The sequence below is a fragment of the Halanaerobium saccharolyticum subsp. saccharolyticum DSM 6643 genome, assembly GCF_000350165.1.
Taxonomy (GTDB): domain Bacteria; phylum Bacillota; class Halanaerobiia; order Halanaerobiales; family Halanaerobiaceae; genus Halanaerobium; species Halanaerobium saccharolyticum.
Genome location: NZ_CAUI01000010.1, coordinates 1 through 16,791, shown reverse-complemented (window position 1 = coordinate 16,791; position 16,791 = coordinate 1). Strand labels below are relative to the sequence as shown.

Genomic DNA, 16,791 nt, shown 5'->3' with positions numbered 1-16,791 from the left:
GTAAAGCTCCTCCAGGATGCGCTTCAATTTAATCTTAGCTCTGGACTCACAGCTACTCCAGTTTGCTGAGGCTAATTTTAAATTTACTTTTCCTTTCTTAGGATTTTCTATTTATTTTTTATAATTATACACATTATCCAGAACAATTGCAAGTTATTGATCAAAAAAATACTGCTCCAACTTAATGAAGCAGTATTTTATAAATAATTTTATTAATATTTATTTTGATTATTATTTGATTTTAAAGATTGATTTCTATTTCTGCATCTTCTCTTAATGATTCAACAAACTCCTGAAAAGTTTGGCTTTGCTTTTGACTTCTAAGCTGATTTTTAATTTGAGACTTTACTTCTTCAAAATCTCTAACTCCAGCTTCTCTAAAATCAGTAACTTTAATTAAATGAAATCCAAATTGAGTTTCTACAGGTTCTGAGCTAACTTCTCCTACATTTAATTCCATTGCTGCATCACGGAAAGTAGCATCTAAACCACGTTCTCCAGCTGTTATGAAGCCTAAATCTCCACCATTTTCTGCAGTAGGGCCTGTAGAATGCTCTTTTGCCATTTCTGCAAAATCAGCACCATTGTTAATTTCAGCTAAAACTTCTTCAGCTTTTGATTTTTCATCAAATAAAATATGGCTTACCTTTTTCTGTTCGGATGTCTCAAACTGCTGTTGATTATTATTATAAAATTCCTGTGCTTCTTCATCACTAACTTCTACTTTATTTATTACTTCTTCTCTTAATTTGTTAACTAAAAATCCATTCATATTATTTTCAAAAAACATATCTTTATATTGTTGCATTGATTCGAATCCCTGCTGTTGAATTGCTTTCTCTAACTGTTCTTCATTCAAATTATTTTGCTGTTTTAGCGCATTGATCTGCTGATCAAAGATGTTATTCATTTCTTCATTGCTAACTTCAATTCCTCTATCTTTTGCTTCTTGAACAAGCAGTTCATTAGTAATTAGTTGTTCTAATTTTAATTTTCTAAATTCTTCTACCACATTCTGTCCAGCTTCTGTTTGTAAAATTACAGATGCAAATTCCTGATTTGACTGTAATAACTGCATTAAAATATTTCTAACACCAGCAAACTGTTCAAGTTCCTGCATAGAAATTTCATTCTCATTAACATAAGCTGCAATTTCAGGTGTCTCCTCTGTTATTGTTTCATTAACATCCTGAGCATCTTGTGCTAAAACTGGTATAGATAAAACTAAAAGCATAATTGCTGAAATAATTAAAATATTTTTCTTTAAATTCATTAATAAACACTCCCAATTAGAATATTCTTAAATTTATTTAACTGCTTTTAATTATACCATAAATCAAATGATTAGCAAGAATTCAGGCACCTTTCTAATTAAATTTTAATTATTGTTAAGTTTAATATTTACAATAATATTATTACAAAAACAAACAAAAGAGAAGGTAATTTAATACCTTCTCTAAGATTATATTATTTCTAAAACATTATTTTTTTAGTTTCTACTCAGCTAATTTAGGTTTTAATACTCTTAACATCAAAGCTGTAATTACCGTACCAACAATTATTGCTAAAGCATAAAACCCAAGGTTTGTTACAACATTAGGAATTGGAAGCACAAATATTCCTCCATGCGGTGCTTTTAAGCCAACTCCAAATAACATTGATAAAGCTCCTGTTATAGCAGAACCAGTCATGATAGATGGAATTACTCTAATCGGATCAGCTGCGGCAAAAGGTATTGCTCCTTCTGTTATAAATGAAATCCCCATAAACCAAGCTGGTTTGCCTGCTTCAATTTCTTGACGATTAAATCTATTTTTGAATAAAGTTGTTGCTAATGCAAGACCTAGCGGAGGTGTCATTCCTGCAGCCATAATTGCTGCCATAGGTTCGTATATTTGAGATCCTAAAAGTCCAACTCCAAATGTATAAGCAGCTTTATTAACAGGGCCACCCATATCAAAGGCCATCATAGCTCCTAAAATTAATCCTAGTAAAACCGCATTAGTTCCTGTCATACTATTCAACCAAGATTCTAAACCATTCATTATTCCTTCAACAGGAGGTCCAATTAAATAAATCATTAGAAGTCCGACTATCAAACTGGAAAGAAATGGTAAAACTAAAACAGGCATTAAACCCTGTAAGTTTTTAGGAAGTTTAATATTCTCTTTTAACCATTGAGTCAGATAACCAGCTAAAAAACCAGCAATAATACCACCTAAAAATCCAGCTCCAAGATTACTAGCTAACATACCACCAATCATACCAGGTGCAATACCAGGGCGATCAGCAATTGAGAAAGCAATATATCCAGCCAAGATTGGCACCATTAAAGCAAAGGCAGAACTACCACCAATCTGCATCAAAGCTGCAGCTAAAGTTCCTTCTTGTTCAGCAGCATTAATACCAAAAACAAATGATAATGCTATTGCTAAACCACCAGCCACAACAAATGGAAGCATAAATGAAACACCGGTCATTAGATGTTTATAGGGACCCTGTCTTTTCTCTTTTCTTTTTGATTTTTCTTCATCAACTTGAGAGTAGAGATTAGAATCTACATCACTGGTTTCACCTTTTTCTGAACCTTCTATTGCCCGATTGATTAATGACTCAGCATCATCAATTGCATCAGCAACAGCAACCTCAACAATATATTTACCTCCAAAACGATCTTTGCTGACATTTGTATCTGCAGCTATAATAACTGCATCAGCATCTTTAATGTCTTGATCACTCAACTCATTTTCTACCCCAACAGAACCTTGAGTTTCTACTTTAATATCTACATCCATTTTTTTGGCAGCTTCTTCTAATGATTCAGAAGCCATATAAGTATGGGCAATTCCAGTTGGACAGGAAGTTACAGCAATAATTTTTTTCATAAAATATTCCTCCTCGTTTTTTATAATTAATTTATATTTTAATTAACTCTTATACTATATTTAAATTTTTTCTAAAATATTCATTATCTCTGCTTCATCTTTTGCTTCTAATAAATTGTTTCTAAAATCATCATGAACTAAATTTCTAGAAAGTTGTGCTAATAATTTTAAATGCTCATTATGAGACTCTTCTGGTACGGTAATTAAAAAGAATAAATAACTTGGTTTCTCATCCATTGAACCATAATCAATCCCTTGATCTGAACGGCCAAAGGCTACCGCTGGTCTTTTAACAGCATCACTCTTAACATGGGGGATTGCAACTCCTTTACCCACTCCTGTAGTTCCTTTTTCTTCTCTTTCCATTGCTTTTTTAATAACCTCTTCTTTATCAGTAATCACATCATTTTTGGCCATAATTTCTATCAATTCTTTAATTACAGAATCTTTATTGTTACTTTCTAATTTCATTTTAATTAAATTCTTATTTATGAATTCATTTACCTCCATTTTTATACCCCTTTTCCTAATTTTTAATATATTTTTTCTACTTTAATACTATTTTTTATTCTTTCAATTAAGGATGTATCAATTTTAGATATTGATCCACTTTCAACAAAAGCAGTAGCTAAAGCCGCAGCAAAAACACCAGTATCTTTAAGACTTTCATCTTTGTCTATTTCAGCAGCCAGACCAGCAACCATTGTATCGCCTGCTCCAACTGTAGTTTGAGAAATTTTAACTTGTGGTGTGTAAATTCTATAACCTTCTTTTTCAGATGCTATAAAAGCCCCTTTATCACCTAATGAAATCATTACAACTTTAACACCTTGATCCAATAAATATTTAGCTCCTTTTTTCAAATCATCATTATTATTGATTTTTTTTCCTAATAAATTTTCAATTTCTTCTAAGTTTGGTTTAACCAAATACGGGGACTTTTTTAAAGCGAGTTTAAATTCATCTCCCGAACTATCTAAGATAACTTTTGCCCCTTTTGTTTTTGCTTTATCAATAAGTTGAGCGTATATGTCTTTTTCTACTCCATCTGGTAAGCTACCTGACAAAACAACGGTTTTGTTTTTTTCAATTATTTTATCAAAAGTAATTAAAAAATCTTTAATATTTTCCTTGCTTACTCTGCCAGTTTCATTAATTTCTGTTTCTCTATTAGTACTTTTCTCTTTGATCTTTAGATTTTGTCTTGTTTCAAATTCTGACCAAATAAAATCTGACTTTATTTCCTTATTTTCAAGCATAGAACTAATTTTTCTACCATTATTACCACCAATAATACCTAATGCCTTATTTTTAATTTTTAATTCTGTTAAAACTTCAGAAACATTAATCCCTTTTCCTCCAGCAAGAACTTTAGTTTCTTTTACTCTATTTAATTTTCCCAATTTTAAACATTCAAGAACAATAATTTTATCCAAAGCTGGATTTAAAGTCACAGTTAAAATCAATTTTCCACCCCCCTTAATAAATTAAGCTAAAATAACTTCAATTTCTTCTTCCTTTAAAAGCCTTTCTTTACTTTCTTCAATAGAATCTGTGATTATAAAATTAATTTGATTTAATTCTGCAAACTTATAAAAATATATTTCTTCCCATTTACTTTGATCAAACAGAAGAAAATTTTCTCCAGCAATTTCTAAAGCAATTTCCTTAATTTTTGCTTCTCTTAAATCTGGGGTTGTTGCAGATGAATTCAAGGTAAAACCATTTGAACCAATGAAACTTTTATCAACTCTTAATTTTTTCAAATAATCTTCGGCCATTGGACCAATCATAGCTTCTGTTGACCATTTAAAAGTTCCTCCAACAACTACTAATTCACAATCTAAATTAATTTCATTAATTTTATTTATTATATGAAGAGCATGAGTAACAATTGTTAAATCCTTTTTTTCTTTTAAATTATCAATTATGTGTCTTGTAGTAGTACCTGCATCAATAAAAATCGTGTCTCCATTTTTTATTATTTCTGCAGCTTTTTTCCCAATAATTTCTTTTTCAGATGCTAGTTTATCTTCTTTTTCTTTAAAACTTGGCTCCAATTTACTACTACCACTTAAAATTGCACCTCCATGTGTCCGACGAATAAAACCATCTTTTTCCAGTTCGCTTAAATCTCTACGAATTGTTGCACGTGAAACATCAAATTTTTCGCTTAATTCGTTAACACTTGCTCTTTTTTCTTTTTTTAATAAAATGATTATTTCTTTCCGTCTTTCTTCTGCAAACATTAACAAAACCTCTTTTCTGTTTCTGATTTTTTATGTTTGTTTGTTTTCGTTTGTCTTCGTTTATGATTATATATTATTTGTTTTTGTTTGTCAACATAATTTTCAAAAAACTTAAATAAGTTTTTAATAATTTTAACAGCAAAAAAAAGCCCCTTTCTGATAAACAGATTTTTTATTTAATCTGTCTACCATAAGGGGATAATATCAATATTGAAGCAGCCTATTCTTTTATTATATTATTTTTAATTTTTCTTAATCATATCAACTGACTCTATTGATTCTAGTATTTCATCAATTTTGTTGCCCATTCCTGCTTCAACAGCAGCAACAACAGCGCCCTCAACAAATGGCGCATCTGCCAAAACAATTTTCTCTCTAATTTCATCATCTAACCAATCTAAAACCATATTTACGCTCATAATAGCGCTACCTAGATCAGCTAAAATAATTATGCCATCTTCTTTATTGATTTCATTTACAGCTGATTCTATTGCATCAGGATCTGTACCAATATCACCATCAGCAGTCCCGCCGACAGCAATAATCTCAACTTCACCCTGTTTCATTTGTTCTGCTAATTTTTTAGCTCCTTCAGCAATTTCTTTAACATGAGAAACTAATATTATGTTTACCATCTGCTTCCTCCAATTTTTAATATAATTCTTCTACTACTGTTTTTATCATCAAATAACTAGAAGTCGCACCTGGATCCTGATGACCAATACTTCTCTTACCTAGATAACTTGCACGTCCTTTAGTAGCCTGCATATCAATTGTAGCTTTCATTCCTTCTTCTGCTTTAATCTTACATTGTTGTAATGCTTCTTCTACACTGTCTCCATTTTTTTTGCTTTCTTTTAAAGCATCTACAGCCGGAATAATTGTATCTAACATTGTTTTTTCTCCCGCTTCTGCTTTCCCTCTTTTTTGTATACCTGCAACAGCTGTTTCTCCAATTTCAATAATCGATTCCAAATCAAAGTCAGCATCAGGTATAATTTTACTTATATTCAAAAAAGCAGTACCATAAAGTGGGCCTGAAGCTCCTCCAACTGTAGAAATTAATGTCATTGCAACTGTTTTTATAAGTTCTTTATTATTTTCATAATCTTTTGCTTCCATTTTTTCTTTTACTTTTTTAAAACCTTTAGTCATATTGATACCATGATCACCATCACCGATGGCGGAATCTAATTTAGTAAGATATTTTTTATTTTCAATAATTACATCAGCTATTTCATTGATAATTTTTTTGCTTTTTTCGGTCACAAATAGTCCCCTCCATAAATTACTTCATAATATTTATTTCTGTTGGAGCATCAAGTAATTCTTTCATTTCGTCATCTAATTTTAATAATGTTATCGAAACACCAGCCATTTCTAAAGATGTCATATATTCTCCAACAAAAGTTTTGTAGATATTAATACCCTTTTCTTCAAGTATTTGATTTGCTCTTCTATTGGCCAGGAATAGCTCCATTAGAGGAGTACCACCCATACCATTAATCATTAGAGCTACATCATCACCTTTTTCGTAAGGAATATCATCTATTACACTACCTAATAATTCATCTACAATTTCATCTGCTTTCATTAATTCAGTTCTTTCTGTTCCAGGCTCACCATGAATACCAATACCTAATTCAATTTCGTCTTCTTCTAGAGTAAATGTTGATTCTTCAGCTGCTGGTACTCGACATGGGTATAAAGCCATACCTTTAGTTCTAACATTTGCTATAACTTTTTCTGCTACCTTCTTAACCTCTGGAAGTTCAGCACCCGCTTCAGCTTTTGCTCCTGCAATTTTATGAACAAATATAGTTCCAGCAACACCGCGTCGCCCAGTTGTATATAAACTATCTTCTACAGCTACATCATCGTTTACAACTACATGATCTACTTCAATTCCTTCAGCTTCTGCCATTTCTGCAGCCATTTCAAAATTCATAACATCTCCAGTATAGTTTTTTACAACTAATAATACACCTTTTCCACCATCAACTGCTTTAATAGCTTCAAATACTGCATCAGGAGTTGGAGAAGTAAATACATCACCAGAAATTGCTCCATCTAACATACCCTCACCAACAAAGCCAGCATGTGTAGGCTCATGACCACTACCTCCACCACTGACTAAAGCAACTTTTTCATTAGGACTACCTTTTCTTATAACTATATTATAATCATCTAACTTTTCAAGCTTATCAGGAGCAGCCATCACAATACCCTCTACCATTTCTTCCACTACTTTTTCCGGATTATTAATTAATTTTTTCTTCATAAATAAACCCTCCTTTTAATAATGATTAAAATAAAATTTTATAATTAAGATATTAATGAAATTAATTATAATTTACCATACTAATTTTATCATTAATTTTCTGAATTATCAATAATTGATCAGGTTTAAATCAAATTTTAACTTTTAATTATTATATCGTCGTATAATATCAAATTTCTTATCTTCACTCTCAGTAAATCCTGTTATATTGGTTTGATTTAAGACTTCACTAATTTCTCTATCAGCTTTTAAGAAAATATTTTTTGTCTCTTCTAAAATGTTTTGATCTAAATCAGATCTAGCAGCAATCACATCTTTTGGAATAGGAGCTGTTTTTTCTAATATATTTAGACTCTCTAAATTTAATGTTTGAGCTGCTCTATCCCAAGCTTCATTATATGTTGCTCCAACTTCAACTTTATTATCTAATACAGCCTTTATTACATTATCATGATTCCCTAAAAATAAAGTTTCTTTTAAATCTGTATTCACATTAATCCCAACTTCTTTTAACATTTGTTTTGGATATACATATCCAGATGTTGATAATGGATCTACAAATGCAAAAATACTATTTCTTAAATCTTTTAATTTGTTATATTTACTATTTTTTCTAGTGAAAATATATCCTCTATAACTATCTTTGCCATTAATCAAAGGAGTTATCATTGGAATAACATTTGTTTCTTTTTTTGCTTTAACATATGCCATAGGAGAAAACCATCCAATATCTATTAAATTATTTTTTATGTAATATGTTAATTCTTCGTAATCTGAAACTATAACTGTTTTAGCATTCTTATTAATTTTTTGACATAATTTATTAATTATTGGGATATATAATTCTTCTATTTTTTCTGGTTTTGTAAAAGGATTAACTCCAAAAATTAACATTTCATCACTTTTATTTTCTACTGAAATTTTGTGAAGTTCATAGGCTATTGTATTAAGATTATTAGAATAATTAATAAGAGTTTCAGAATTGTTTTTTTGATTTTTTATATTTTTATCAACTTCAGAAACATTCTCTGAAATATTTATGAATTCTTGAGTCATAGATTCAACTGCTTGGGTTGTTTGCTCAGTAGCTGAAGCTTGACTCTCTGTACTATCAGACAACTTAGATATAGAATTAATAACATTATGCAAATTATTATTCATTAAATTAAATGAATCAATAGATTTACTTGCTAACTCTTCAACTCCCTCAATACTATCTAGACCATTTTCAATTATTTGATCAGTATTTTTTATTTCTAGATTTATATTATTAATTGCTTCTCTAATTTCTGAAGTTAATTGCTCAGTTTCTTCAGAAAGACTTTTTATTTCTCCAGCAACAACATTAAATCCTCTTCCAGCATCTCCAGCTCTTGCTGCCTCAATTGAAGCATTTAAAGCAAGTAAATTAATTTGATCAGTAATATCTATGATTCCTCCAAGTAATTTATTGGTATTTTCTAAAGCATCTTCTACACTTTCAATTGAATCACCAGATTTTTTTACATTTGTTGCTATTTCAAGCAAAGTATTGTTAGATTCTTCTATCCAGTTTTGGTTTTTTGCCGAATCTGACATAAGTTGTTGAGAAATTTTTTCTAATTTTTCCATTTCAGTTTTAATAACATTTGAAGAAGATGATAATTCTTCAATTGTTGCAGAAATTTCTTCTGCTCCAGCTGCATTATTTTCAACTGATTCAGCAATATTTTCAAATCTTTCTACCAAATTTTCAGCTTTTTTATTATTATCATTTATTAACCAAATCAAATCTTGAGATTTAAAAGACACTTCTTGTGATAAATTTAATAGTTTGTTAGCTGTCTTTTTTTTAGATTCATTATTTTTAGTAATTCCATCTTCATTTTTTTTAGCTATACTATTTTTATTATCTTTTTTTAAAACCAAAAAAAAATAAATAATAAAACTAGTAATAACTACCCCTATGCTAAAACTAATAAAATTGAATTCGTTAAATATATCCATAAAGTTACTCCCTTTTAAAATTTAATATTTGTAAATGCTAAATCAGGCTGAAATATTTCAAACCTGATTTAGCATATTAATTTTTACTCTGCTAGTGCTTTAACTAATTCTCTACAATAATCTGGAATATCTTTAACAACTCTACCCCAAACAATATTACCATCTCTAAATGCTGCTTCATCTACCCATGTTCCTCCAGCATTAATGATATCATCTTTAATTCCTAAAGAACCAGTTGCTTTTCCATTAATAATTCCAGCAGAAATCCCAACAAGACCAGCATGACAGATTAAACCAATAATCTTTCCATCTTCATAATTTTTTCTGACTAATTCTACTATATCTTTATCTCTTCTAATTTTATCTGGAGTCCAGCCTCCTGGCACTAAAACTCCATCATAATTTTTATCAAGAACTTCAGAAGCAAGATAATCAGCTTCTCTAGTTAAACAACCATGTTTACTAACATACTCAACACCTTTTTCCATACCAATTACATCAACTTCTGCGCCTTCTTCTATCATTCTCATGTAAACTACCCAGAATTCGAAATCTTCATATCCTGGACCAATCAACATCGCTATTTTTTTATTTTTTAATTTCATTGATCTAACCTCCTTACATTAACATAGTTTTAAACACTAATTTTTTTTGGTAAATCTCTGGTAGCTACAACATCTGCACCAGTATCTAATAAGTTCTTTATTACAATTTGACCCATTTCAAGTGGTGCTTCAATTTCTTTTTCTCCAATTTTATTCATAGCTTGATCCATTAATTCTAAAGGAATTTGTTTTGTTGTTTTAACTGGACATAAAGGTAAAGCTCCATTTTTAACTCGAACTGTTGTAGGAAGAATTCTAGTTTTAGCTATGATTTCTTCTTTAGCATAGTCTGCACCTTGAGGGCAGGCATTTCCCATTATATTTATAATTTCATCACCATCATGCTCAACTGTAACTTCACAACCTTTTGGACAAGCAACACAGGTAATGGTTTGTTTTTCAAGCATTTATTCTCCCTCCTTCTCGATAATATCTACCCTAATTTCACTAACATGATCTAAATCATTAAGTGTTTTTTGAGCCAGAGGTACACTAATCATTTCACCAGGTTTTGCAAAAGGCTCTGAGAATGAGTATAATTTTTCGCCATCAGCATATAGTTCAATATCTACAGCTGTTAAAGGAGTGCTAACTCTCATATAAAGCGGTATTCTTTTTCTATCTTCGGCTTCCAATTCAATACTCTGTGGAATTACATAAGCTACATTTTCTCCCGCTTTAATATCTATTTTTTCTTCAGCTCTTTTGTAATCACCACTTATATATTTTGCTGCCCAGTCCCCTGCAATTTGTGATTCTTCTGTAACCCAATCAACAAGATCATGTACATGAAGTACATTACCACAGGCAAAGATACCATCAATGTTTGTTTCTCGACCTTCATTAACTATTGGACCACCAGTTCTATCATCTAAAACAACTTCTGCTTTTTTAGATAGTTCATTTTCTGGTATTAAACCAACAGAAAGAAGTAAAGTATCTGCTTCTACTATCTCAGCAGTTTCTGGTATTGGCTTCATGTTTTCATCAACTTCTGTTATCTCTACAGCTTCTAATCTATCATTACCTATAATTTTTGTTACTGTATGATTTAACATTAATGGAATATCATAATCTTCTAAACACTGAACTACATTCCTTGTTAATCCTCCTGTATAGGGCAAAATTTCGCAAACTGCTTTTACATCTGCACCTTCTAATCTCATACGTCTAGCCATAATTAAACCAATATCACCGGAGCCTAAAATTACTACTTTTTTTCCAGGAACATAACCTTCTATATTGGTAAATCTTTGTGCTGTTCCAGCAGTTAAAACACCAGCAGGCCTTGTACCTGGAATTCCAAGTGCTCCAGCTGTTCTTTCACGACAGCCCATTGCAAGAATTACAGCTTTTGCCTGAATTTCCATTGCACCTTGATCTTTATTCATTGCAAAAACCTTTTTATCGGCAGTAACATCAAGCACCATTGTATTAAGCTTTACCTCAATATCACGTTCTTCAACGTCATTTTCAAATCTTTGTGAATATTCTGGTCCTGTCAATTCTTCGCCAAAGTGATGTAGACCAAAACCATTATGAATACACTGAGGCAGTATACCTCCAAGCTCAAAGTCACGCTCAAGAATCATTACATCTTTAATACCATTATCATAAACTTTAGCTGCAGCAGCTAAACCAGCAGGTCCTCCACCAATTACAACTACATCTTTTTTAACTTTAATCATTCTGCATCACCCTGACTTCCAAGTAATCCTTTTATTTTGTGCTCAACTATCTTAGAATTATCTTTTTCTAGTCTCACTTCAGTTGTGTCAATACCAAGTTCATCAGCAATTATTTGAGTTACCCGAGGTCCACAGAATCCACCCTGACATCTACCTGCTCCAGCTCTTGTTCTTCTTTTTACTGCATTAACAGTTCTTGCTGGTATAGGTCCATTAATTGCATCTTTTATTTCTTTTAATGAAACTGTTTCACAACGGCAGATGATCTGTCCATATTCTTTATCTTCTTCTGCATATGCAGCTCTTTCTTCATTAGAAATTTCATAAAATCTAGCGGGTTCTTCTCTAGTCTCTATAATATCTTCTTTTTCTTCTAAAGTTAAGCCTTCATTTTCAAGTATTTCAGCTACTAAATCTGCAACTGCAGGTGCTGAAGAAAGTCCAGGAGACTGAATACCTGCAACATTAACAAAACCAGCCACATCTTCTGCAGCTTCAATCACAAAATCTTCAGTTGTATCTGCTGCTCTTAAACCAGCAAAAACTCTGATACTATCCTTTAATGTAAGATCTGGAAACATTTTTTTTGCTCCATTAAAAACATGATCTAAACCTTCCCTTGTTGTTGCAAGATCCTCTTTACTGTCAACAAAATCAGAAGTCGGTCCAATTAAAAGATTATCTTCTACAGTTTTTGTGCAGACAATACCTTTAGAAATTTTAGTTGGAATTGGAAATAAAACATGATTAATTTCAAAATCCTTGGCATGATCATAAATATAATATTCACCTTTTCTTGGATGAATATCTATTTTCTCAATTCCTACCATTCTTGCTACATCATCAGCATAAAGACCAGCAGCATTAATTACATAATCTGCTGCAAAATCACCCTGATTAGTTTTTACTCCTGTAACTTTTCCATCTTCTGTATAAACATCCTGAACTTCAGTTTCAAGCATTATTTCAGCACCATTTGCTACTGCATTTTCTGCCAAAGCTAAAGCAAATTCCCAGGGAGTAATAATCCCAGCTGTAGGAGCCCATAAAGCTCTTACGGCTTTATCACTTAAGTGAGGCTCTTCTTTCTGCAGCCATTCTTTATCTACTATTTCTAAACCTTCTACCCCATTTTCTTTTCCTTTTTCTAATAATTCATCGATAACACTTAAATCGTCATCTTCCATTCCCACAACCAAAGACCCTATTTGTTCAAACGGTACACTTAAATCTTCTACAATATCTTTTATCTGTACATTACCTTTTTTATTCAATCTTCCTTTTTGTTTTTCAGGATCTGCATTGTATCCTGCATGAATTATCGCAGTATTTGCTTTTGTAGTTCCAGTTGCTACATCTGGAGCTTTTTCTAATATTAATATATCTAAATTATATCTGGCAAGTTTCCAGGCTACTGCACAGCCAGAAACACCTGCTCCAACTATAATTACATCATATTTGTCTTTAGACAATTTAATAACCCCCTAAATATATAATTTTCTCAAAGCTAAAGAAAAAAAACCCAATCAGATAGCATATTTAAATATGGTACCTGGATTGGGTTTAATTCTTATCTTTATCCAATAAAACAGCTTACTATTTAACTATACTCTTCAAATTACTATTTGACTATTTTTGCTTTTATTTATTCTTCTGACCAGTCTCTTGATCTTTCTACTGCTTTCTTCCAGCCAGCATATAATTTTTCGCGTTTTTCATTAGCCATATTTGGAACAAATAAAGCATCTTTTTTCCACTTAGCAACAAGTTCATCTAAATTATTCCAGTAGCCAACAGCTAATCCAGCAAGATAAGCTGAACCTAAAGCAGTTGTTTCATTAATTTCTGGTCTTTCAACCTCTGTTCCAAGTATATCAGCCTGGAATTGCATTAAGAAGTCATTCATCGCAGCTCCACCATCTACACGTAGAGTTTTAAGTTCAATACCTGAATCTGCTTCCATAGCTTCCAGAACATCTCTAGTTTGATAAGCAAGAGATTCTAATGTAGCACGGATTAAATGTTCTTTAGAAGTACCTCTAGTTAATCCAACAATTGTTCCACGAGCATACATATCCCAATATGGTGCACCAAGTCCAGCAAATGCAGGAACTACATAAACACCATCTGTGCTATCAACTTTTTTAGCAAAGTATTCTGAATCAGGAGCATTATCAATTAAGTTTAATTCATCTCTTAACCACTGAATAGCAGCTCCAGCAATAAAGATAGAACCTTCTAATGCATAATTAACTTTGCCGTTAATACCGTAGGCAATTGTTGTTAACAATCCATTTTCAGATTTAACAGGTTCTTCTCCAGTATTCATTAACATGAAACAACCAGTACCATATGTGTTCTTAGCCATACCTTTTTCATAACATACTTGACCAAAAGTAGCTGCCTGCTGATCTCCAGCAATACCAGCAATTGGAACTTCAGCACCAAAGAAATGATAATCAACTGTATTACCATAAACTTCACTGGACTGTTTAACTTCAGGTAACATTGATTTAGGTATATCTAGAACCTCTAATAGATGGTCATCCCATTCTAATTCTTTGATATTATAAATGAGAGTTCTTGAAGCGTTGGTATAATCAGTTACGTGAGTATTTCCACCTGTTAATTTCCAAATTAACCAACTATCAATAGTACCAAATCTTAATTTTCCTTGTTCTGCCTTCTCTCTAGCACCTTCTACATTATCTAATAACCACTTAATTTTTGTTCCAGAGAAATAAGCGTCAACAACTAAACCGGTCTTATCTTTAATCTCTTCTTCTAATCCCTGCTCTTTTAAATCATCACATATTGAAGCTGTTCTTCTATCCTGCCATACAATTGCATTATGGATAGGTTTGCCAGTTTCTGCATCCCATACAACAGTAGTTTCACGCTGATTTGTAATTCCGATTGCAGCAATTTGAGTAGGTTTGATATCTTTAGTACCCATAGCATCTGCAATAACAGCTAATGTTGTACCCCAAATTTCATCAGGATCATGTTCTACCCAGCCTGGTTTTGGAAAATGCTGAGTGAACTCTTTTTGAGCTGAACTTACGATAGCTCCATCATTATTAAAAACTATTGCCCTAGAACTTGTAGTTCCCTGATCAATTGATAGAATATATTTTTCCATTTTATACCCTCCTGATTTAATATGTTAAATTTAATTTATTAAAATAAAATTTAAAATTAAAAATTATAGCAATTAAGCTGCTGCAAATAAAACAAAGCCTCCAATAATACCTCCAATAATAGCAAAAATCAATGTAGGTACCGACTTTTTGAAATCTCCACCAGTAATTATACCATGTGTCATAATACCAATAGAAGCTGCCCAAGCCATATCAATCCATGGTGCTCCTTGTCCCTGAATAATTAAAGGAGAGCCACCGTGATTTGCAAGCCAACTTGTTCCAACAATAAAACCACCCATTACTAGTCCACCAAAAATTCCTCTTTCTTCAACACCTTTTCCCCATACCATTAAAATTAAGAATGGAAAAAGCATCGCTCCGAAAACAGTACTAACTATATTTAAGATACCCATTTATTTTTTCCCCCTCTCATTATTCTTCAGCAATAGCGTTTTGAACTACAGCAGCAAAAGTACCGCCTAATACAGCACCAACAGCAACCCATAATAATGTAGGTAAAGCTGCACTAAGTGGTGCTCCACCAAATACACCCTGCATTGTTCCAGCAACAGCAATTGCAGTTGCCATATCAATAGAAACTGAACCTTCTGGATTATAAATAACTCCTACATAATGGTTAACAGTCCAAATAAAACCAACTATTAAGAGACCGCCTAGCCATCCACCAGCATCTCCTAAAGCTTGAGTTCCAGCTAAAATACCCCAAATATTAAATACAAAAACACCGGCAATTGCGCCACCAACCATCGTTCCTAATTGTCTTTTCATAAAATGTTTTCACCTCTCTCTTGTTTTTTGATACTAATTAATTAAGAAATATGATAATAAGTATTACGATCTACTCTCTACTCACCTCCTTTAAAAAAATTAATATTCATAATTTTAATATTATTATGAATTATAAAGCAACTAAAAAAACCTTATTAATAATATGATTTTTTGACATAATTATATCAATTTATTATTAATAAGGTTTTCTCATTTCTCCACCTAAACTATATTTAATTTTAGAACCAAGTAAATTATAACATTATAAATATTAATTGTCAAATAATTTTAAATATAATAAATAATTAAAATATAATTTGTTTAAGTTAATTTTTTTACAATATAATTATAAGTTGAATTATTCTGAATATTAGAGTAAAAAAATGGCTCCCCGAGCAAGACTCGAACTTGCGACAAGATGATTAACAGTCATCTGCTCTACCAACTGAGCTATCGGGGATTATAAAAAATTATCACTTCACTATGTTATATTTTAACATAAAAAATATAATATTTCCAGTATTATTTTCAATTTTTTGTTATTTTGATCAAAAAAAATAAAAAAAAGGACCGGCAGCGACCTACTCTCCCACATCGTTACCAATGCAGTACCATAGGCGCTGGAGGACTTAACTTTTGTGTTCGAGATGGGAACAAGTGTTGCCCCTCCGCAATTACCACCGGAAATATTCGATTTATTCTGCTCTTATCTCTTGATCTTTTCACTTTAAGAGTTAAGTTCACAGAATTTCTGTTCTAATTTCAGACCTTATTAATTGGTGATTGAAATTAAAACTGTAAATTCAAAGATACATATAGGAAATAATGATTAAGCCCTCGATCTATTAGTACCAGTTAGCTTAATGTATTACTACACTTACACCTCTGGCCTATCTACCTTATCATCTTTAAGGGATCTTACCTTCTTAACAAAGTGAGATACCTAATCTTGAAGTCTGTTTCACGCTTAGATGCTTTCAGCGCTTATCTTTTCCACACTTAGCTACTCAGCTATGCTCCTGGTGGAACAACTGATTCACCATCGGTGTGTCCATCCCGGTCCTCTCGTACTGGGGACAGCTCTTCTCAAGTATCTTTCGCCTGCGACGGATAGGGACCGAACTGTCTCACGACGTTCTGAACCCAGCTCGCGTACCGCTTTAAT

General features: G+C 31.9%; 16 protein-coding genes, 1 tRNA gene, 2 rRNA genes and 1 other annotated feature (1 of these 20 only partly in view). All 19 genes read right to left on the bottom strand.

The genetic code is table 11. The features are described from left to right. Positions 1-108, bottom strand: a binding site (T-box leader); it reaches 108 nt to the left of the window's first position. 133 nt (positions 109-241) lie between these two features. Further along, on the bottom strand, positions 242-1,273 hold the full coding sequence (locus HSACCH_RS04665) for a peptidylprolyl isomerase (RefSeq protein ID WP_005488238.1): 1,032 nt from the start codon (positions 1,271-1,273) through the stop codon (positions 242-244). A 223-nt stretch (positions 1,274-1,496) separates the two neighbouring features. Next, positions 1,497-2,885, bottom strand: a complete 1,389-nt coding sequence (locus HSACCH_RS04660) for a PTS fructose transporter subunit IIC (RefSeq protein ID WP_005488237.1) — start codon at positions 2,883-2,885, stop codon at positions 1,497-1,499. A gap of 60 nt (positions 2,886-2,945) precedes the next feature. Continuing rightward, positions 2,946-3,395, bottom strand: coding sequence for a PTS sugar transporter subunit IIA (locus HSACCH_RS04655; protein WP_005488236.1), 450 nt, complete (start codon positions 3,393-3,395; stop codon positions 2,946-2,948). Between the two features lie 23 nt (positions 3,396-3,418). Further along, positions 3,419-4,351, bottom strand: coding sequence for a 1-phosphofructokinase (pfkB, locus tag HSACCH_RS04650; RefSeq protein WP_005488235.1), 933 nt, complete (start codon positions 4,349-4,351; stop codon positions 3,419-3,421). Between the two features lie 21 nt (positions 4,352-4,372). Further along, the gene (locus HSACCH_RS04645) at positions 4,373-5,134 is read right to left on the bottom strand and encodes a DeoR/GlpR family DNA-binding transcription regulator (protein ID WP_005488234.1); all 762 of its coding nucleotides are present in this window, start codon (positions 5,132-5,134) and stop codon (positions 4,373-4,375) included. Positions 5,135-5,376: 242 nt separating this feature from the next. Further along, positions 5,377-5,769, bottom strand: coding sequence for a dihydroxyacetone kinase phosphoryl donor subunit DhaM (dhaM, locus tag HSACCH_RS04640; RefSeq protein WP_005488232.1), 393 nt, complete (start codon positions 5,767-5,769; stop codon positions 5,377-5,379). Between the two features lie 16 nt (positions 5,770-5,785). Next, entirely contained in the window at positions 5,786-6,403 is a 618-nt protein-coding gene (gene dhaL, locus HSACCH_RS04635) for a dihydroxyacetone kinase subunit DhaL (protein ID WP_005488231.1), read from the bottom strand. A gap of 19 nt (positions 6,404-6,422) precedes the next feature. Continuing rightward, entirely contained in the window at positions 6,423-7,415 is a 993-nt protein-coding gene (gene dhaK / locus HSACCH_RS04630) for a dihydroxyacetone kinase subunit DhaK (protein ID WP_005488230.1), read from the bottom strand. A 144-nt stretch (positions 7,416-7,559) separates the two neighbouring features. Further along, entirely contained in the window at positions 7,560-9,401 is a 1,842-nt protein-coding gene (gene phnD, locus HSACCH_RS04625) for a phosphate/phosphite/phosphonate ABC transporter substrate-binding protein (RefSeq protein WP_005488229.1), read from the bottom strand. Between the two features lie 83 nt (positions 9,402-9,484). Then, positions 9,485-10,006, bottom strand: a complete 522-nt coding sequence (locus HSACCH_RS04620; protein WP_005488228.1) for a type 1 glutamine amidotransferase domain-containing protein — start codon at positions 10,004-10,006, stop codon at positions 9,485-9,487. A gap of 29 nt (positions 10,007-10,035) precedes the next feature. After that, positions 10,036-10,413 (bottom strand): DUF1667 domain-containing protein, encoded by a 378-nt coding sequence (locus HSACCH_RS04615; protein ID WP_005488226.1) that lies wholly within the window; start codon positions 10,411-10,413, stop codon positions 10,036-10,038. Then, a complete protein-coding gene (locus HSACCH_RS04610) occupies positions 10,414-11,694 on the bottom strand; it encodes an NAD(P)/FAD-dependent oxidoreductase (RefSeq protein WP_005488225.1) in 1,281 nt (426 codons plus the stop codon). Beyond that, on the bottom strand, positions 11,691-13,166 hold the full coding sequence (locus HSACCH_RS04605; RefSeq protein WP_005488223.1) for an NAD(P)/FAD-dependent oxidoreductase: 1,476 nt from the start codon (positions 13,164-13,166) through the stop codon (positions 11,691-11,693). Before HSACCH_RS04605 ends, HSACCH_RS04610 begins: the two co-directional genes overlap by 4 nt. A 173-nt stretch (positions 13,167-13,339) precedes the next feature. Beyond that, the gene (gene glpK / locus HSACCH_RS04600) at positions 13,340-14,836 is read right to left on the bottom strand and encodes a glycerol kinase GlpK (RefSeq protein ID WP_005488222.1); all 1,497 of its coding nucleotides are present in this window, start codon (positions 14,834-14,836) and stop codon (positions 13,340-13,342) included. A gap of 72 nt (positions 14,837-14,908) precedes the next feature. Then, positions 14,909-15,250: a Lin0368 family putative glycerol transporter subunit gene (locus HSACCH_RS04595; RefSeq protein WP_005488221.1), complete on the bottom strand. Its 342-nt coding sequence runs from the start codon at positions 15,248-15,250 to the stop codon at positions 14,909-14,911. A gap of 19 nt (positions 15,251-15,269) precedes the next feature. Continuing rightward, positions 15,270-15,626, bottom strand: coding sequence for a Lin0368 family putative glycerol transporter subunit (locus HSACCH_RS04590; RefSeq protein WP_005488220.1), 357 nt, complete (start codon positions 15,624-15,626; stop codon positions 15,270-15,272). Positions 15,627-16,010: 384 nt separating this feature from the next. Next, positions 16,011-16,086 (bottom strand) — tRNA-Asn (locus HSACCH_RS04585). 108 nt (positions 16,087-16,194) lie between these two features. After that, positions 16,195-16,311: ribosomal RNA gene (gene rrf, locus HSACCH_RS04580) — 5S ribosomal RNA — on the bottom strand. Between the two features lie 140 nt (positions 16,312-16,451). Then, positions 16,452-16,791 (bottom strand): 23S ribosomal RNA (locus tag HSACCH_RS04575); the annotation flags it as partial.